Origin of the sequence: Sodalis sp. RH14 (genome assembly GCF_047324285.1) — a bacterium.
GTDB lineage: Bacteria > Pseudomonadota > Gammaproteobacteria > Enterobacterales > Enterobacteriaceae > Acerihabitans.
In genome coordinates this window covers 1569200-1587170 of sequence record NZ_CP178739.1, presented here as the reverse complement: position 1 = coordinate 1587170, position 17971 = coordinate 1569200, and the positions used below count along the sequence as shown (strand labels likewise).

At 48.6% G+C, this 17971-nt stretch carries 21 protein-coding genes and 2 tRNA genes; 12 read left to right on the top strand and 11 right to left on the bottom strand.

The features are described 5' to 3' along the window. Positions 1-21 precede the first annotated feature (21 nt). A complete protein-coding gene (gene uvrC / locus ACL2XQ_RS07070) occupies positions 22-1854 on the bottom strand; it encodes an excinuclease ABC subunit UvrC (protein WP_410015850.1) in 1833 nt (610 codons plus the stop codon). Further along, positions 1847-2503, bottom strand: a complete 657-nt coding sequence (uvrY, locus tag ACL2XQ_RS07065; protein WP_410015851.1) for a UvrY/SirA/GacA family response regulator transcription factor — start codon at positions 2501-2503, stop codon at positions 1847-1849. The genes uvrC and uvrY overlap by 8 nt, the downstream gene beginning before the upstream one ends. A gap of 652 nt (positions 2504-3155) precedes the next feature. Between uvrY and ACL2XQ_RS07060 the strand changes: the two genes are divergently transcribed. Continuing rightward, complete coding sequence (locus tag ACL2XQ_RS07060; protein ID WP_410015852.1) at positions 3156-3380, top strand: DUF2594 family protein; 225 nt, start codon at positions 3156-3158, stop codon at positions 3378-3380. Between the two features lie 127 nt (positions 3381-3507). After that, positions 3508-3852: a GlpM family protein gene (locus ACL2XQ_RS07055; protein WP_413733163.1), complete on the top strand. Its 345-nt coding sequence runs from the start codon at positions 3508-3510 to the stop codon at positions 3850-3852. Positions 3853-4192: 340 nt separating this feature from the next. Here the strand turns inward: ACL2XQ_RS07055 and ACL2XQ_RS07050 are convergent, their stop codons facing one another. Continuing rightward, positions 4193-5224, bottom strand: coding sequence for a helix-turn-helix domain-containing protein (locus ACL2XQ_RS07050; RefSeq protein WP_410015854.1), 1032 nt, complete (start codon positions 5222-5224; stop codon positions 4193-4195). Positions 5225-5671: 447 nt separating this feature from the next. Here ACL2XQ_RS07050 and ACL2XQ_RS07045 point away from each other — a divergent pair, with 447 nt between their 5' ends. Both ACL2XQ_RS07045 and ACL2XQ_RS07040 read left to right on the top strand, forming a co-directional pair. After that, a complete protein-coding gene (locus ACL2XQ_RS07045; protein WP_410015855.1) occupies positions 5672-5854 on the top strand; it encodes a hypothetical protein in 183 nt (60 codons plus the stop codon). Positions 5855-6463: 609 nt separating this feature from the next. Beyond that, positions 6464-6634 (top strand): KGG domain-containing protein, encoded by a 171-nt coding sequence (locus tag ACL2XQ_RS07040; protein ID WP_410015856.1) that lies wholly within the window; start codon positions 6464-6466, stop codon positions 6632-6634. 621 nt (positions 6635-7255) lie between these two features. On the opposite strand, the gene ACL2XQ_RS07035 is transcribed toward ACL2XQ_RS07040, so the two are convergent. Continuing rightward, positions 7256-7331, bottom strand: a tRNA-Lys gene (locus ACL2XQ_RS07035). Between the two features lie 167 nt (positions 7332-7498). Next, on the bottom strand, positions 7499-8218 hold the full coding sequence (locus tag ACL2XQ_RS07030; RefSeq protein WP_413740180.1) for a helix-turn-helix domain-containing protein: 720 nt from the start codon (positions 8216-8218) through the stop codon (positions 7499-7501). 672 nt (positions 8219-8890) lie between these two features. Between ACL2XQ_RS07030 and ACL2XQ_RS07025 the strand changes: the two genes are divergently transcribed. Continuing rightward, positions 8891-9148 carry a DUF1883 domain-containing protein gene (locus ACL2XQ_RS07025; RefSeq protein WP_410016585.1) on the top strand — a complete coding sequence of 86 codons (258 nt, stop codon included), beginning with the start codon at positions 8891-8893 and terminating at the stop codon, positions 9146-9148. A 155-nt stretch (positions 9149-9303) separates the two neighbouring features. On the opposite strand, the gene ACL2XQ_RS07020 is transcribed toward ACL2XQ_RS07025, so the two are convergent. Beyond that, positions 9304-9477 carry a general stress protein gene (locus tag ACL2XQ_RS07020; RefSeq protein ID WP_410015858.1) on the bottom strand — a complete coding sequence of 58 codons (174 nt, stop codon included), beginning with the start codon at positions 9475-9477 and terminating at the stop codon, positions 9304-9306. Positions 9478-9979: 502 nt separating this feature from the next. Here ACL2XQ_RS07020 and wrbA point away from each other — a divergent pair. The 3 genes from wrbA to ACL2XQ_RS07005 all read left to right on the top strand — a co-directional run bounded on the left by wrbA (position 9980) and on the right by ACL2XQ_RS07005 (position 11856). Continuing rightward, positions 9980-10579, top strand: coding sequence for an NAD(P)H:quinone oxidoreductase (wrbA, locus tag ACL2XQ_RS07015; RefSeq protein ID WP_410015859.1), 600 nt, complete (start codon positions 9980-9982; stop codon positions 10577-10579). 176 nt (positions 10580-10755) lie between these two features. Beyond that, the gene (locus tag ACL2XQ_RS07010; RefSeq protein ID WP_410015860.1) at positions 10756-10965 is read left to right on the top strand and encodes a YccJ family protein; all 210 of its coding nucleotides are present in this window, start codon (positions 10756-10758) and stop codon (positions 10963-10965) included. Positions 10966-11652: 687 nt separating this feature from the next. Next, complete coding sequence (locus ACL2XQ_RS07005; RefSeq protein WP_410015861.1) at positions 11653-11856, top strand: HHA domain-containing protein; 204 nt, start codon at positions 11653-11655, stop codon at positions 11854-11856. 225 nt (positions 11857-12081) lie between these two features. Here the strand turns inward: ACL2XQ_RS07005 and ACL2XQ_RS07000 are convergent, their stop codons facing one another. The 4 genes from ACL2XQ_RS07000 to ACL2XQ_RS06985 all read right to left on the bottom strand — a co-directional run bounded on the left by ACL2XQ_RS07000 (position 12082) and on the right by ACL2XQ_RS06985 (position 14558). After that, complete coding sequence (locus ACL2XQ_RS07000; RefSeq protein WP_410015862.1) at positions 12082-12375, bottom strand: hypothetical protein; 294 nt, start codon at positions 12373-12375, stop codon at positions 12082-12084. 313 nt (positions 12376-12688) lie between these two features. Then, positions 12689-12955: a sigma-S stabilization anti-adapter protein IraP gene (locus ACL2XQ_RS06995; RefSeq protein ID WP_410015863.1), complete on the bottom strand. Its 267-nt coding sequence runs from the start codon at positions 12953-12955 to the stop codon at positions 12689-12691. 224 nt (positions 12956-13179) lie between these two features. Further along, a complete protein-coding gene (gene nac / locus ACL2XQ_RS06990; RefSeq protein WP_410015864.1) occupies positions 13180-14103 on the bottom strand; it encodes a nitrogen assimilation transcriptional regulator NAC in 924 nt (307 codons plus the stop codon). A 367-nt stretch (positions 14104-14470) separates the two neighbouring features. Continuing rightward, positions 14471-14558, bottom strand: a tRNA-Ser gene (locus ACL2XQ_RS06985). A gap of 242 nt (positions 14559-14800) precedes the next feature. Here ACL2XQ_RS06985 and yccA point away from each other — a divergent pair. Both yccA and ACL2XQ_RS06975 read left to right on the top strand, forming a co-directional pair. Continuing rightward, positions 14801-15460, top strand: coding sequence for an FtsH protease modulator YccA (gene yccA, locus ACL2XQ_RS06980; protein ID WP_410015865.1), 660 nt, complete (start codon positions 14801-14803; stop codon positions 15458-15460). A 111-nt stretch (positions 15461-15571) separates the two neighbouring features. After that, positions 15572-15898: a TusE/DsrC/DsvC family sulfur relay protein gene (locus tag ACL2XQ_RS06975; protein WP_410015866.1), complete on the top strand. Its 327-nt coding sequence runs from the start codon at positions 15572-15574 to the stop codon at positions 15896-15898. A 1-nt stretch (position 15899) separates the two neighbouring features. On the opposite strand, the gene yccX is transcribed toward ACL2XQ_RS06975, so the two are convergent. Continuing rightward, positions 15900-16178: an acylphosphatase gene (gene yccX / locus ACL2XQ_RS06970; protein ID WP_413730961.1), complete on the bottom strand. Its 279-nt coding sequence runs from the start codon at positions 16176-16178 to the stop codon at positions 15900-15902. An 89-nt stretch (positions 16179-16267) separates the two neighbouring features. On the opposite strand from yccX, the gene rlmI reads away from it, so the two are divergent. After that, positions 16268-17458, top strand: coding sequence for a 23S rRNA (cytosine(1962)-C(5))-methyltransferase RlmI (gene rlmI / locus ACL2XQ_RS06965; protein WP_413728811.1), 1191 nt, complete (start codon positions 16268-16270; stop codon positions 17456-17458). 160 nt (positions 17459-17618) lie between these two features. Then, positions 17619-17936 carry a heat shock protein HspQ gene (gene hspQ / locus ACL2XQ_RS06960; protein WP_162364646.1) on the top strand — a complete coding sequence of 106 codons (318 nt, stop codon included), beginning with the start codon at positions 17619-17621 and terminating at the stop codon, positions 17934-17936. Positions 17937-17971: the final 35 nt, after the last annotated feature.

Sequence of the window (17971 nt, the reverse complement as noted above, 5' to 3'; positions counted from 1 at the left end):
GAGTATGTTGCTACATCGCCGTTAGTGTTTCAATGCATTAAAAATTTTTTCTGCCAATGCGTTCGAAATACCGGGCACCTGAGCAATTTCCTCAAGACTTGCGTTCCGTAAAGGCTGCAAACCGCCCATGTATTTTAACAGGGTTTGTCGACGTTTAGGGCCCACACCCTCAATTAATTCCAACGCGCTGGTATTTTTGACCTTTGCGCGTTTGTTGCGGTGCCCGGTAATCGCATGGTTATGCGAATCATCCCTGATATGCTGGATGACGTGCAGGGCTGGCGAATCAGGCGGCAGCGATATGCCTTCGCCGTGGGCTTTGAAAAACAGCGTTTCCAACCCGGCCTTACGGTCGGTGCCTTTGGCCACCCCCAACAAAATAACACGTGATTTATCCCAGGGCACATCCAGCTGGGCAAACACATCAATCGCCATCCCCAATTGTCCCTTGCCGCCGTCGATAATCACCACATCGGGAATCTTGCTTTCCTCCAGCGCCTTGCCATAGCGGCGGCGCAATACCTGGGTCATGGCCGCGTAATCGTCCCCAGGGGTAATGCCCTCTATATTGAAGCGGCGGTACTCGGCCCGCACGGGTCCATTGGCGTCGAATACGACGCAGGAAGCAATGGTTTGTTCCCCCATGGTATGACTGATGTCAAAACATTCCATCCGCTTGATGGCATCCAGGCCCAGCAATTCCGCCAACGCCGCCAGACGCTGATGAATCGTGGACTGCTGCGCTAACTTTGTCACCAGCGCCGTTGCGGCATTGGTACGCGCCAATTTCAGATAACGCGCGCGATCGCCGCGGGGGTGGGACTGGATGTGGACTTTACGACCGGCCAGTTCACTTAACGATTCCGATAACAAATCTTTTTCCGGCAGGGAAAAATCAAGCAGAATTTCCCCGGGCAATGTCCGCATCTGGCTGCCTTGCAGGTAGAACTGACCGACAAACGTCTGCACCACTTCGGAAAGGTCGGTTCCTATCGGCACTTTAGGAAAATAACTGCGGCTGCCCAAGACCTTGCCCTGCCGGATGAATAACACGTGCACGCACGCCATTCCGGCATCGAACGCCACGCCGATAACGTCCAGGTCCTCATGATCCCCCGTAACAAACTGTTTTTCGGTGACCCGTCTTACCGCCTGTATCTGATCGCGCGCCCGGGCGGCCTCTTCAAAATTCAACGCCCGGCTCGCCAGCTCCATGCGCTCGACCAGCTGATTCAGGACCTGCTGATCCTTGCCGGATAAAAACAAGCGGACATAATCAACCTGATGTTGGTACTCCTCATCGCTCACCAGTCCTTTAACGCACGGCCCCAGACAGCGCCCGATCTGGTATTGCAGGCAGGGGCGGGAACGGTTGCGGTAAACGCTGTCCTCGCATTGCCGGATGGGAAACAGTTTTTGCAACAGCGCAAGCGTTTCCCGCACGGCGTAGCCGTTGGGAAAAGGACCGAAATACTCGCCCTTGGCATGCTTGGCGCCGCGGTGAAAGCTCAGGCGCGGATGCGTATCGCTGCTAAGGAAAATCAACGGGTAGGATTTATCATCCCTGAGCAAGACGTTATAACGCGGTTGGAACAACTTGATATAATTATGTTCCAGTAACAGCGCCTCGGTCTCGGTATGGGTGATGGTGACGTCGATTTGGGCGATGAGCTTGACCAAGGCTTCGGTTTTGCGACTGGAAACCTGCAGACGGAAGTAACTCGCCAGACGTTTTTTCAGGTCCTTTGCCTTGCCGACATAAATGACAGTGTCCGTAGCGTCGTACATTCTGTAGACGCCGGGCTGACTGGTGACGGTTTTAAGAAATTCTTTAGGATTGAAGCTGTCAGTCACTGCTTAATAAACTCTCCGCATTAAACAACCCGTGCCGAATGGCCAGATGTGTTAACTCAACGTCTCCACCGATGTTAAGTTTACTAAACATTCTATAACGATAGCTATTAACCGTTTTAGGACTCAGGTTGAGTTGTTCTGAAATTTCATTCACTTTTTGCCCCTTCGTGATCATCAGCATGATCTGCAGCTCGCGTTGGGACAAACATTCAAACGGGGTCTCAGTCTGTGGCTCGAGCTGGCTCAAGGCCATTTGCTGTGCGATATCAGAAGCGATATAGCGTTTGCCTGCATTGACGGAGCGGATGGCACAAATCACTTCCTGAGGCGCCGCCGCTTTGCTTAGATAACCTGCGGCTCCCGCCTGCATTACTTTAGCAGGTAATGGATTCTCAGTGTGAATGGTGAGCATGATAACTTTAATATCAGGTGAGAAGCGTATGATCTTACGGGTAGCCTCCAGACCGCCAATACCCGGCATGTTCATATCCATCAGCACGACATTTACACAGTTGCTGCGACACCATTTTACCGCATCTTCACCGCACTGCGCCTCGCCAACCACTTTAAAACCTTTGATATCATCAAGAATACGGCGTATCCCTGCACGCACCAATTCGTGGTCATCAACAAGAAAAACGCTTATCAAAGATAAAATCTCCAAAAAAAGGGAGTGATGTAAAGCGAATCAAATATTTATGACTTAATATTACTGCTTTTTAAGTAAATAATGAATATAGATATCCGCTTATACTATAAAAATTCAGCAGTGCCACCTGTTGATACTCATTTTAGACAGATCGGTTAAGCTACGGCAAGAGAATTTAACAACATTCGCTTGACTGTTTCACAATCCTTTGATGGCGCTACCCTCGCCCTCCGTATTGGTATTCAGTCCACAGTTTATATCGCCTAAAAGTTGACCGTCGCGCAAAATAGTGAAAAGACATTAAAAACAATGAATTAAAAAAAATAATTATAAAATTACATATCAATAAATCATACTTTTTGAAAAGATATTCATTAAAATATTAATTAGTTATTACTTTCGAACTTACATTTTACGCTATCGAGCGCATATTGCCGCTTGCGGATGAATGCCTCGCCGGCCCATGCCGCTTTGCCCGCGGTAAATTATATCCCTGGCGGGAGCAAATTTTTTAACCTCTTCACTGAAGATACTCCGGTGTTTCGTTAAATATCCAAAACAAATCTGTTATAATTGGCACTGAAATGGTGTTGATACGGCCTTGCCACTGCAACCGGATCGACCGAGACCACATTAAATTCCAGGAGACCCAATGGGCAATGTTGAATTTTCCACCGACAATGATAACGCCGTTCTGGCGCAGGAGCTCAATTGCATGAAGGCCATGGTGACATTGATACTCAAAGCCATGGGACAAGCCGACGCGGGCAAAGTCATTATCAAGATGGAAAAATATATCACCGAGCTGGAAGACCCGGCGCAGGCGGATGTCTTCAGCAATACGATAAAACAGATCAAGTACGCCTATAAGCAGTAGTCGTTCAGGCGCATACCCTGGCAGGGTGCCTCTTAACCGATGCCAGGGTAAGCGCCATAGGCCACAGCGGACCTGAAGTAAACCATGCTAAAATGCCAATCCTGACTTCAAGTACGTTAGTGATTCCATGAATTTATTACTGAAAGCCTTGTTGGGCGCCGCAATTGTCGTATTAATCGGGGTGCTGTCAAAAACGCGCAACTATTATCTTGCCGGACTGCTTCCCCTCTTTCCCACCTTTGCGCTTATCGCGCATTATATTGTCGGCGGCGAGCGCGGCATCGATGCGCTGCGCACCACCATCCTGTTCGGCATTTGGGCGGTGATCCCCTACCTGATCTATCTTATCTCCCTGTATTTTCTTATCGGTTCCTGGCGGCTGCCCTATGCCTTATTTGGTGCGGTCTTATGCTGGACGGCCGCCGCCTGGCTGGTGATCATCGTTTGGCAACGCTATTATGCCGCGGGTTGACCGCCTTACCGCTATCAATCTTATTTTCGTATTGATTTCATGGCGAAATCCATACTGGATTTAATTAAAAGCAGGCTATAATCAAAAAAAATGGCAGGAGTAAACGATGAAAAAGGCATTGTTTTTAGCGATGATTGCGCTGGCGGGATCGATTCTTACTGGCTGCGTTGAACCCCGGGCCTCTTCCGATCCGGTGCCACAAGGCAGCCCGCAAAATGTCGGAAATTGTACTTGCAGCAGCCTGGTAACCTGTTCTTGCGGTTCGAGTACCAAACCCTGATATGAATCTGCGATAACGCGAACGCCAGGGCTTGGATGATAGTGAGCCGAACCTTGGCCTTCAAAGTGAGCGTAGCCAGACTACTTGCGATTCGTTCATATTTTCCAGCGCCCACAATTCGTGATGCTCTTTGCGCGCCTGGTTGGGCGTCAGGCCATAAGCGGAGAAAAACAGACGGTTAAACGCGGCCGGTTCAAACTGCCAGTAATAGGCGATTTCGGCCACCTTCCACTGTCGATATTGCGGTTTAAGTAACATTCGCGTTGCGGCGACGATTCTCTTTTTGCGGATATGGGCGACAATGCCGCCAAAAGGTTCAAACAACCGGTAAAGCGAGGAGCGCGACAAACCGAATTTTTGACAGATCAATTCCGCGCCGAGCGCCGGCAAACGGAGATGCTCTTGAATAAAGTCGCAAATCCGCGTGATGATATGTATTTTCGTGTCCATCATGATGGGCTGAATGATTGCGTGAGTAGAGCGTATGGCTGAAATAACAAAGTCGATCACAGGCCTTGCAACCTGGTTTACCTCACTGTCGCTGAAATTAGCACTGTGGCTCATCAAGGCGGCAATATTAGTGGCGATAAGGCGGCTCAGGAAATCTTTTTGGGGAATTATTTTTCCGTGTAGTTGACAGCAATCATCAATTTCCGAGAGCAGCGCGCGCGGGATAGCCACGTAAAGGACATCGACATAATTCGACTTGCGCCCTTCTTTCATCTGCATTTTAATCGGCTGCAATACGTCGAGTAAAATAATATCCCCAGGGGAAAGCTCAATATCAACATACCCCGCTTTGCCTTCAATACCCCCCTCTACCACGACCATCAAAATAAAATGGTCATTTAAATTATCATATTTGTGCGGTAAATTAATGAGACTTTGGCCAGTAGACCGCAGTCGCCCGCAAATAAACACATCAAAATGATGAGCCTCGACACTCCAGGTAAGCTGTTCAGCCTGGCTATGCGAAAAATTGGATTCAAGCAAGGCGGCGTTAACACCCGAGCGCCAACGATCGACTTTAGATGTAATGCCTTCTGTCGCAAGGGATTTATCGAGGATAATACGACTGCTGTGGTTAGTCATCTGAATGCTTATGTCGAGTAAAAGACCCTGCGCCGGAAAACAAACTACGACGCAACCATACTATATGTCTAATATCATAAACAGGCATGACATGATGCGAAATCAACCATAAAATAATAACAAGTATAATTATTATACACTATAATCTTTAGCTTTTTATTTTGCAAGAGATCTTTTTTAGGATGGGCCAGCGTGAACGCCTGACAGTAACGACCGGTATCGCATCACTATTCATAACATAAGCCTGTAATTGCCTGGGGTTTGCTTCCCACCGCCACGAGAACCAGAGAGTCACAGCATAAAACACATCGTCGGCATTGCTAAGAAATCCCGTCAATAACAAAAAAATTGATCTACATCCATAATAACGGCCGCTGAAGGGCGCAGTATTCGTAGGCCAACCCATTTAGAGTGGCAAATGTCGTTATCTATGGTTAAGGAATAAGCATGTCCAAGAAACCTGTTGAAAATTCAAGCAAAAAAAACAATGCGTCCACTGCTGAGCTAAAGAACGGCAAGAACGAAAACCGGTCTGCCGGCAACGAAGCAGGCAACGCGCAACCCGCACAAACCAAGCAGGGTCATGACAGAGAACAAAACAAAAAATCCCACGAAAATAAACATAAATAATTCATTTTTTGTAGGTATGTGTTAAACGTTATACCGGATGCCGCTTATTTCCGCCATCCGGTTTTATGTCCAGCTAGTGGCCCATTGGCCGCAATTTGATATTTTTCCTCGTTGCCAGTTTTCTGATGCTATCCAGCACATTCCTGATCCTGCGCTGCGCTACGCCAACCCTGCGTGCGCTTGACAGTATTTTCCCTAAGTGAAAATGTCATTAAACATAGTACTTATTATAAATAATAATTTTCCATTTAGATAATTACTTAAAATTATATTAAAGTTAACGCATTGATATTATTGAATTAAAACATAATGCCAAATACTTACCAATAAAAATAATTCATATTGCTATGTAAATTCAACGGAGTAACGTTATTAGCGGTATTGATCAAAACTTAAATTTTCTACAAGGAATCAATACCATATAAAAATGGTAAGATTATTCGCAAACAAAATGTAAATTTGCGCTTTTCCGCCAGCTCTTCTAACCTTTATTTACTGGTGATAAGGATTACTTATACCACCAACTCATCATCTGGGTTTGGCGCTATTTTTATTGCCATTCTTCAGATGAATCTTATTAATCGTTTTTAATAAATTTAGGTGAGTATTATGGCAGAACATCGTGGTAGTAACGGTAACTTCTCTGATGATAAACAAAAAGCGTCGGAAGCGGGTAAAAAAGGCGGCCAGAAGAGCGGCAGCGGCGGCGGTGGCTTCAAAAATAATCCTGAAAAGGCATCTGAAGCTGGTAAAAAAGGCGGTTCCAGCAGCCATAAATAATGGCCGCTCATCTCTGCCCACCGCGGGTTATGGCAATCTCCTGCCCAAGATTCTTATAACCCGGATTTATTCTCTATTTTAATAAATGTTTAAGGACTTATCCATGCCTGTAAAATTAAAATAGAGCAATCACCGATGCCCTTTCACTTTGCGAAAGGGCATTAAACTTTGCAACTCCCACGCCTTTAACAGCCTGGCACCCACGAAAACTTTACCTTCAGATCATGTATAGCGCCGGATTCAACGCCTTTGTGATATGGCCATACTTACCCTATTCACGACGCTTGCTGAAACTCGCGGTCAGCTGAAGCAGGCATCAGGTAAACATTGACTTTTGATTAGATTTTAATCAGCATGCAGTCATTCATTCACACGACGACAACCTGGGAAATTGACAAAAACCTTCTCCCACAAACCCATAATGGATTTAAAAAAGTTGGCCTGATAGCGATATCGACACTTCCAGGATATTCGCATACATTATGTTATGCCTGCTTAAATAATAAGCCGAACAAATAATGTGCGGTATTTTTATTGGCGGATACAGGATTGACGTGAGGCGATATTGGGGTTTTGGTGAGTCTAAAATTGTAATACAGATCACAACAGGGAGGGGGTTGTTGGTGGGTCGTGCAGGGTTCGAACCTGCGACCAATTGATTAAGAGTCAACTGCTCTACCAACTGAGCTAACGACCCAACGCCGTGCATTATTCTCTAGTTGAGCCCTCCTGTCAAACGCTTCGTGGTGTTTTATAACAAAAATGCGCAAACACGCGTTTGGCAGCTTATATTTGGTGGAATTATGGCCACACTTAACCACTTGTTAACAAAGGCGATTACATATTAGCCATGTTGATGACAGATCATTTTGCGGTTTTTTTTGCCATGATACGAAATAGCGACGGACAAATCTGGAAACGCCTGCGGAATAAGGCGGAAAAATGTGCATGGCTGCTAAAACCACACTCCAGAGCAATATCCGCCACGCGCAGCGTGGTGCTGAGAAGCAGCTCACCGCTTTTCTTGAGCCGTTTTTCCATTAACCACTGTTTGATCGGCATCCCGTATTGTTGATAAAAGACAACGTTCAATTTTGGGGGGGAAATGCCCAGCTCCCTGGCATATCTGGCCACGGCCCACTGTTTCAGGTAATTTTGTTCAAAAAAGTCCAGTAACGTATTATTCATATTGACGCCGACAAATTGACGCAACAGGTGCGAAAAATAACATTTGTCAATGCCAAGGCAATAGAGGTACAAAAAGCAGCTCGGTAAACTGTTTGCCATACGCATGAGTTTTTCTGTACTTTCGATAATCAAACTATCAATAGGGAATGACCGATACAAGATTTTATTTGCATACCTAGAATCTGTTAGAGAATTTTCCTCGAAAATAATATCCTGACGTAAGTGTAATAAGTCTGCCGGGTAACAGCGGATAAAGACTGCATCGTCATTATCTTGTTTACCGGTGATAATTCTCTGGTCCGCCACGACAATATAATTTTTTTTAATAATATGGCATTCCCCTTCAACACGTAACGAACCGTTTTTTTTGAAAAGAATAAAATGCATAACGTCCATTAAATTTTTAAGTCCTCACTATCTCGCAGCGTGCTATTTTTGACGTCTATATCTACCTGACCAGAGTTCAACCTAAGCATAATAAAGCCGTTATAGGTCGGTGAGTTCTGACCTGTTACGCGATGACTGGCCATTACGCTGGCACACACCGGTTAGCTGGCCTGACGCCCCACCGTTTTTTGCTTACGACAAAGAGGGTAATGTGCAAAGCGCAGGTAAACATAAACGACGGGATCTGCCCGCCGGCATAAGATGCAGGCATAGATGTTCCTGCACACAACGCCGGCGCCAGGCAATAAGCGCCGGTCAACATCCCGGGTTGGCGGAAAGGGCCGGCCCGGTGCCGGGCGTTGGCACCAGAGAAAAATTCAGGACATGATGACAGTTACCTTTCAGGGTACATAAGGCCTTATGATGGGCAAAGGACAGGATCGTGCCAGGCCATATGCGACTCCATTGACAGGTTTTGTACGTCACGACGCGCTCTTGTCACAAGTGCGGGCGCTTTTATTCAACTATTTTTTTTAAACTCAACAAAATTTGATTAAAGTCATTAAATTTATGCCCACTCAATGATTTTATAAGGTCAGTGGTTTGTTGGTTATGTCAGTGATGCGCTTCACGCAAATGCTGCATTATCTAAAATTCATCATTGAGATCGGGAGTTTTTCCATGTCCATTATTCGCACGCGGCTGAAACTATTTGGTGGCGACACGGTTGTTGTCCATTGTTCCCAGAAATGCAATATTCATTTGCTCTGTGAAAATCAGCAGCCTACCGAGCCATCCGCCCTGGGATTCAGCGATATCCCCGGGGTCAGCAACCGGGCGACAGCCTATCTGGGCGTGCCATACAGCGGGTTATGGAGTGTAGTGATTGATGCGAAAAGCGAAAGCCCGGAGCATTCCGTCAGTTATCTGCCGGCATAATACGCGCGACCGGCTCGCCTGTGAAAAACCGTGGGGTCGAACCTGAATTGGCCTGCTTCCCAATAATAACCAGCACCCGCTGCTCGCAAAAAAATTTTGACGCATAAAAAAACCGCCGGGTTTCCCCGGCGGCCGGTGGTCATGTCCATTGCGGTTTAAGACTGGCGTCCGCTATTACTGCTGCGGCCGCCTTTTTCACCGGCTCTGGACGCACGCTGCGGGTCATTTTTGAAATTTCCCCCGCTGTGCTGACCTCCTTTCCTGCCTGCTTCTGATGCTCTTTCACGATCTTCCGCAAAGTTACCTGAACCGCCACGATGTTCGGTCATTGTTAACCTCCGAGTTAAGTTAAGAGAATCATAGGGCATAATGAAGATAATCATCTTGAAGCATTATCTTCATTAAGACGCTGGTTCACAAAATCAAACAGCGTATTACCAACGCCTTGATAAACAGTATAGCTAATCCTGCAGCCGACAGGCAAAATATTAATAATATGAAACAAAACACCGATGAAAAAACTTTATTATTTCAACGGGCTAATGTAATGCATTGAACCTAAATAAATTTTATCGAAAGGCATTACTATTGCCCCTGGGAATCAGAAATATTTATTATCATTTATCGGCTTTATGAATACCCTTTTCATCGTAAGGCCAGCCACCGCAAAACCAATCCATTATAATTCATTTGCATAGTGTGGCTAAACTATTATGGTTAAAGACAATCAGGCGGATTCATCAGGCAGGATCAGGCGATACCCTATCATCCCACCGATCAAGGCATCAGCAGGCTGATGCCCTATCTTCTCACCGATAAGGAAGCACTTATATGGCTAAGATTCTGGTACTTTATTATTCTATGTACGGTCACATCGCCACCATGGCCCAGGCGGTTGCCGAAGGTGCGCGCAAGGTAAGCGGCGCCGAGGTCACCGTAAAACGGGTGCCTGAAACCATGCCGCCGGACCTGTTTGCGCAGGCGGGAGGAAAATCCAGCCCAGATGTCCCTGAAGCCAGGCCGCAGGAGCTGGCCGATTATGACGCCATCATTTTTGGCACTCCTACCCGCTTTGGCAATATGAGCGGCCAAATGCGTACTTTTCTCGACCAAACCGGCGCTTTATGGGCCGCCGGAGCGCTTTACGGCAAGATAGGCAGCGTATTTACCTCCACCGGCACCGGCGGCGGACAAGAACATACCATTACCTCTACCTGGACGACGCTTGCCCATCACGGCTTTATTCTGGTGCCTATCGGCTACGGCGCTAAACAGCTGTTTGATATCTCGCAGGTGCGGGGAGGGACGCCCTATGGCGCGTCGACGCTTGCGGGAGGAGACGGATCGCGCCAGCCTTCGGCCCCGGAATTGGATATTGCCCGTTACCAGGGCGAATATGTCGCCGGTATTACGTTAAAAATGAAAAGCTGATCCCTGACCCGCCTTGTTGCGCCAGCCGCGAGCGCCGTTCCCCAACACGGCGCCGCTTGTCAGGCCATGCGGGCTGGAAGGCGGTCTGCCCGTAATTGCACTATAGTTCAGGTTGTATCATTAATAGGTATATGCCTCGCACCCACCCACCTTATAAAACGCATTAAGGAGAAACCATGGCGGATAACATACAAGCATGGGCTGAGATTCGGGAAACGTCCCTTGAAATTGCCGAAGCTATCTTCCAGGTCGCTGATAACGATGAGGCCCTGGCGCAGAAAATTTGGGAAGATGGCAGTGATGAAGCGCTGGAAATCGCTTTCGCCAAAACCTCGAAAGACACGCTTTTTTGGGGTGAGGAAAGGGTTGAACGAAAAAACGTTTAGAGGTCTATAACCCTCGCAAACATCTGCCCGGTGACAGGAGCAAACAGACGATGCCACACCGGGCACTGCCATGCCGGCGCGATAGAGTGCAGATGGCCTTGGCATCATTAGCCTTCATAACGAAAACGCTGGCCCGGTGTTAGTCGCCGGTAAACAGAGTAATTAATTTAGTAAAAGGCCATTGAAAGAAAATCAAAAAAAGTGACATTAAATATTAAAACCTTATTTTATTTTTACCTCGAGCCGTGGGCTCTCTGTTATTAAAATAAATTAACCGCGAAAGGTTTTTATAACATTTCAACCCTATCCCCATGCTAACTATAGGGTTTATATCGTTTTCCCGTTGCATCATCTAATGTAACTTATAATAGACGCCCGCTTAAAAACTTAATATCCCTCGCAAAATGGATATTTTTATAGCGATTATTATCCAAGCTGCCAAGAAGCTGTTATGCTAGCCCTCTTTGGGACGGCTATGCCGGTAATGAATGGTTAGTTTCTATATTACATAGATCCAAGATGCATGTTTACCAGACGCTGATGATTAACGCCCGGAAGAAGGTAAACGGGCTGCGTATTTTATTCCGATTCGCCGCGCGGGTATTTTGATGCTGATAATATCCCGGCAATCATAACCAATTCATTTTCTGAGATTATCATCTCTTTTTAACGGATAAATGCAATTTTATGGGTAAAGTTGATTTTTTAATGAGGCTGAGGCGCTGCAATACGGTTGAAACGCTGGAAAAAGTCGTCGAACATATGAAGGATAGACTGCCGGAAGCGGAACTGGTCGAATTCTACGGTGCGGCGGATCACCGCCTTGCGGAGCTGACGATGGGAAAACTGTATGACAAGGTCCCCCCAACCGTATGGCAATACGTGAGGTAGGCGTCAGAACACCCGCTTAACAGTGCCGTTTTAATACGTCAGGTGCTATAGGGTTCATTGTAGCGGTGCCAACGACGCCGCCATCCCGATATCAGTGGCGCCCTGAGAGTCACCTCTCGCTGAGCTGCCCACGATCAGACATGACAATTTACGCAACTGGCTTTGCTGCCAAGCACCAGTTGGCCCTGGTGGTTTTGCAAACGGGTAACCTAACCAGCAACGGCATTAACTCACTTTCTGCTGGCGGTCGCTGTCGTAACGCTTGCGCAAAAACTCATAGCCCAGCTCTGTTATACCGCCTGCCACCAGCACCTTGGAAAAGGTTAATCGCTCCGTAAAATCGGCAATGCCAAACTGGCAATGTTCCACCAATCCTTCACTGTCCGCATAACTGATAGCTTTGGCTATCGACTGAAAGGCGTCCATTGCTTCCTGAGTACCGGCTTCGGGGAGAAACAATTTTTTACCCGCGCAGATTTCTTCCAGTGCATTTTCGAGGATTAACCCTAGTGTCTTCATAATTATCAACCTACTAATGAAAAACTACAGCTGAGCGGCCTATTCGCAAGACCCAATAATTATCTCAATCTTAAAAATAGTATATTCGTCAGGGCCAGGAATGCTCGCTCAAAAAAACAATTTATAATATCTCTCTAAAAATAGTACTTTAAATAGTGAAAAATATTTCTTCCCTGAAGAAAACCCTCGTTTTATCGGCTTCTGGCGGCAACACAAGCGGGCTGATGGGCGAGGGCCCCCATAGCGCTATATATAAAAAAATATAACGCCAGACACAAAGTGAATGCCGGTTGGTTCTGAAAACCGTGCGCTGTCAACGACGTTTTGCCACGGCCGTGATGCGCTCGATATTGCTGCCGAGCAGATCAAGATCGGATTTGTAGGCAATATCCGTTCGTTGCCGCATCTCGTCAAGGGCTGTTTCCACCGTGGTGATAACATCCTTTTTTTGAGCCGGCGCCAGGGCTGAAATCAGCGCGGCGACTAATATTTCCAGCGATTCAACCGTGGCGTGCAGTTCTTTTTCCGCCGCTTCTTTTTGGGCAAGCGTGATCAGCAATTGGGACAATAAGCTGTTCATTAGGGTTCCTTTAATGAAATCGGGTGCGAGCGCGCTTTAATAACGTTTAAAGCGGCTCGCATTTTTTAGCATATTAATTGATTAGATTAATTTATATCAAGCAAATATTGATAGTGGACAGCATAGCGTCCAGGACACGCGTGATGTGGATAACCGGTAAAAAAAAACGGCACCCGTTGATACCCGGGTGACCGTTTCGTTGTGGCTGCCTAGGTCCACTCAGGCTAGCTGGCCAGCAGCAATGCCTGTTTTTCCTGGGCGGGTTTTGCGGAAGTCGCCAGGGACGTCAGCAGATTCTTGACCACAGTAGCCGAAGGGGAAAGGGGCAAGCGCGACGACATGTTCAAGGTGAGGGGTAAAGGCAAACCAGGGCTGACGATCCGCGACATCCAGGCGTTCGCCGAACGCACTACGGCCGAGGCGGTGGATTCTGGCAGTACCGCCGCGCCCATGCCGCTGGCCACCGCGGCGGTCAATGTGGCGATGGAATCTATTTCACCGATGATTTTCGCACTCAGGCGCCTTAAGGAGAAAGCCTCATCCACGCGTTTGCGGATAGCCGAAAAATCACATGGCAGGAACAATTGCCGGCTGGCGACATCGTGCAATTCGATACTTTTGCCAGGATTGTCCTGGGTGCCCACCAAATACAGATCTTCCTTTAGCAACGGCAGGCTATTAATGCCTGAATAAATGGCCGGGTCATAATGAACAGCTAAATCCAGATGCCCGCTACTCACCTTTTCATTCAGCACCGTAGAGCTATTTTCATGCAGATAGACCGTTAACTGCGGATATTGGTCTCTGACGGATTGCAGCAAAGGCATGATAAGCGGACAAGATGACGTACCCGGCGCCAGGCCGATGGAAACTTGCCCATTCAAGGTTTGGTCAACGTTGCAGACGGCTTTTTGCGCAAGCTCGCATTGTTGTAAAATAGCCCGGGCATGCGAATAAAGAATTTTGCCGGCTTCGGTGGGCGTTACCCCCCGTTTGGTCCTCACCAGCAATTTCTGGTCGAGTTCACTTTCCAGCGTGGCAACTTGTTGACTTAGCGCGGGTTGTGCAATATGCAGGACTTCCGCCGCCTGTGTCAGGCTACCGATATCGACGATTTTCACAAAGTATTTTAGTCGTCTTAAATTCATTTCTGCCTCCGTCGCAGCTTTGCCATAACTAACGAAGAGAATTAATGCAAGAAGCAGACCAAAAAATATCGTTTTACTTAAATTTAACCATTAAGCAAAGTTTACAGTTAAATAAGAATAAGTTATGGCGAACACTGTCTTCTTTTAGCGCGCTTCTCCGGACGGGACGGCAGGGTTGCAGCCCGTTTGCATCGTGCCTGTGCACCATAAAGACGCATGGCATCCCCCTTGATTACCATAACAACGCCTAGCGCCGGACAAGGACGCATGGTAAGTCCGGAAAATAAGTATTGCGCCGCAGGAGGCCGGACTGCCTGGTATTGTATTGGGATAGTGTTTGGGATGGGGCGGAAAATACAGGGAAAGATGGCGGAGGAGTAGAGATTCGAACTCTAGAACGCTTGCGCGTCGCCGGTTTTCAAGACCGGTGCCTTCAACCACTCGGCCACTCCTCCGCAACGAGGCGAACTATAAACAGAGTCGTTTCTGTTGTAAAGCGCGTTTTGATCCAATCGCTTGAAATTTCATCCATAATGATGCGGGAGAGTATTTTATAGTCTTTTGACGCATCGCCGGGCGGTAAGCCGCCGCCGCCCGCGTCCGCAGCGTAAAGAAGGGTAAAACGATTTTGCCGGGCGCCGGCAACCTATTAATCTGACAATCGAATACCTGTCAATACACCCTAAGAGGCTATCCCATGGATCGTTTGGTCGCGACAAACTCGCGTGAGCATTCGCTATTAAGCACACACAAAGTGCTGCGTAATACTTATTTCCTGCTGTCGTTGACGTTGGGCTTTTCGGCATTGACGGCCACCGCCAGCACATTGCTGCAATTACCCGCGCCGGGCCTTATCCTGATGATGGTCGGGTTTTATGGCCTGATGTTCCTGACCTACCGCTTGGCTAACAGCCCGGCGGGAATCGTGGCGGCTTTCGCGTTTACCGGTTTCCTGGGTTATGCGCTGGGTCCCTTGCTGAGCATGCTTCTTAGCTCGGGCGCCGGCGACGTGATCATGGTGGCGCTGGGCGGCACCGCGCTGGTCTTTTTTGCCTGTTCCGCTTATGTCCTGACCACTCGCAAGGATATGTCGTTCCTGTCGGGCATGATGATGGCGGGATTCGTGGTGCTATTGGTGGCGGTAATCGCCAATCTGTTCCTGCAAATTCCGGCGTTGTCCCTGGCGATAAGCGTGCTGTTTATCCTGTTTTCGTCGGGTGCCATTTTATGGGAAACCAGCAATATCATCCACGGCGGCGAAACCAACTATATCCGTGCGACGGTGGGCCTGTATGTCTCGCTGTACAATATTTTCGTCAGCCTGCTGAGCATTCTTGGCGTTATGCGCAATAATTGACCGCTGGCACGGCCCCTTCCCGATACCCCGCTTCGGCGGGGTTTTGTTTTTCAACAGAACAAAATTTGTTATTATGGATGCGCAATCGTTTATTGATAACGGGAAGATGTGATGCAGTTTAATGGCGTGGAAATAGCGACCGATACGCAGGGTTATTTGAAAAACAGCGCGGATTGGCATGAGGCGCTGGCGAGGGAGATTGCCTTGCGGGAACACATCGAGATGACGGAAGCCCATTGGCAGGTGATTCATTTCGTGCGCGACTTCTACTTGCAATATAATACCTCCCCCGCCATCCGGATGCTGGTCAAAGCCATGGGGCAGAAATACGGTGAAGAGAAAGGCAATAGCCGCTACCTGTACCGGTTATTTCCGCAGGGGCCGGCCAAGCAGGCAACCAAAATCGCCGGATTGCCTAAACCGGTCAACTGCATCTGAATCAATGACGGATTTGGAATCCGTTAAAATCGGCGGCGTTTTTCGGCTCGGTCAGGATACGCTCGATCTGCGCGCCGCGCGGCCCTCCCTGTTTTAACCACGCCAGCAGTTTTTCCACCTGCGCCGGTTCACCGCAGACCATGACTTCGACGCCGCCGTCGTCCTGATTGCGGGCATAACCCGAGAGACCCAGTTGTCTTGCCTGATGCTGGGTTGAGTAGCGAAACCCTACGCCCTGCACTACACCATAGACGTAAACGGCGGTACATACCTTGTCCATCATTTCCCCCTCGCGTCGGCTAATGTTTGCAATTGACTGCGCTTATTCGCAAAATGGCGCTCCATTTCTCAGGTTTAGTATACCTTATGATGACAAAACGTCTTTTCCTGGCCAAAGGCCGTGAAAAATCACTGCTCCGCCGCCACCCCTGGATTTTCTCCGGCGCCGTCCACCGCCTGGAAGGCAAACCCCAGTCTGGCGAAACCATCGATATCTGTGATGATAAGGGCAACTGGCTGGCCCGGGCGGCGTACTCGCCATCCTCGCAAATCCGCGCCCGCGTCTGGACGTTTGTCGCCGACGAAGAAATCGATGTCGAGTTTTTTGTCCGCCGCCTGAATGTTGCCCAGGATTTTCGCACCAGGCTGGCCGCCAGGGATGGGCTGGATGCTTATCGGCTGATAGCCGGCGAATCCGACGGCCTGCCGGGCATTACCATCGATCGCTACGGCCGTTTTTTTGTCTTGCAGCTGCTGTCGGCCGGCGCGGAGTATCACCGGCCGACGCTGACGCTGGCGCTGCAACGTTGTTACCCCGATTGCGCTATTTACGATCGTTCCGATGTCTCGGTACGGAAAAAAGAGGGCCTCGAATTAGCCAGCGGGGTGATTGTCGGCGAGACACCGCCGGAACTGTTGGCCATTAGCGAGCATGATATGGCGATCCTGGTGGATATCACGCAGGGACATAAAACCGGTTTTTATCTTGATCAGCGTGATAGCCGCCTGGCCGCACGTAAATATGCCGCCGGCCGGCGGGTATTAAATTGTTTTTCCTATACCGGGGCCTTTTCGGTGTCGGTACTGCTGGGGGACTGCCTGCAGGTCACCAGCGTCGATACGTCCCAACACGTGCTGGATATCGCTAAAAGCAATATTGAACTCAACCATCTTGATGTGGATAAAGCCGAATTTGTCCGTGAAGATGTGTTTCAGCTGCTGCGTAAATATCGCGAGGAGGGACGGCAATTCGATATGATCATCATGGACCCGCCCAAATTCGTTGAAAATAAAAACCAGCTGGCCAGCGCCTGTCGCGGTTATAAAGATATTAATATGCTGGCTATGCAATTACTGGCGCCGGAAGGCATTTTATTAACCTTTTCCTGTTCCGGCCTGATGACCACCGATCTGTTCCAGAAAATCATCGCCGACGCCGCGCTGGATGCCCACCGGGATATGCAGTTTATCGAGCAGTTTCGCCAGGCGGCCGACCATCCGGTCATGGCGCCCTACCCTGAAGGACTCTATTTGAAAGGATTTGCCTGTCGCGTCATTTGATGGCGTTAGCGCGTCCCCCCTTGAAATCGCCCACTTATCCCCCATATTTAAGATAAGGCGGTATTTAGGCACTTACCATGACGCCATACCGGGCGCATTTCGCGGCATTGTTGAGAACGCTACACTATGCCGCGCAGGTACTACATCGCGGGGGATTGATATGATAGCCAGCAAATTTGGAATCGGACAACAGGTTCGTCATAAGTTATTGGGATATTTAGGCGTTGTCATCGATGTCGATCCTGAATACTCATTGGAAAAACCTTCTCTGGATGAAATTGCGGCTGACGATAAGCTGCGTTCCGCGCCCTGGTACCATGTGGTTATGGAGGACGAGGAAGGAAAGCCGGTCCATACCTACCTGGCTGAAATCCAGTTGGGGTACGAGGCGACGCCGGTACATCCCGAACAGCCCACCCTGGACGATCTGGCGGAATCTATCCGCCAACAGCTCCAGGCGCCCCGGCTGAGAAACTGACCCAGCGGCTTGCGGCGGGCCCCGCCCGCCGTTGC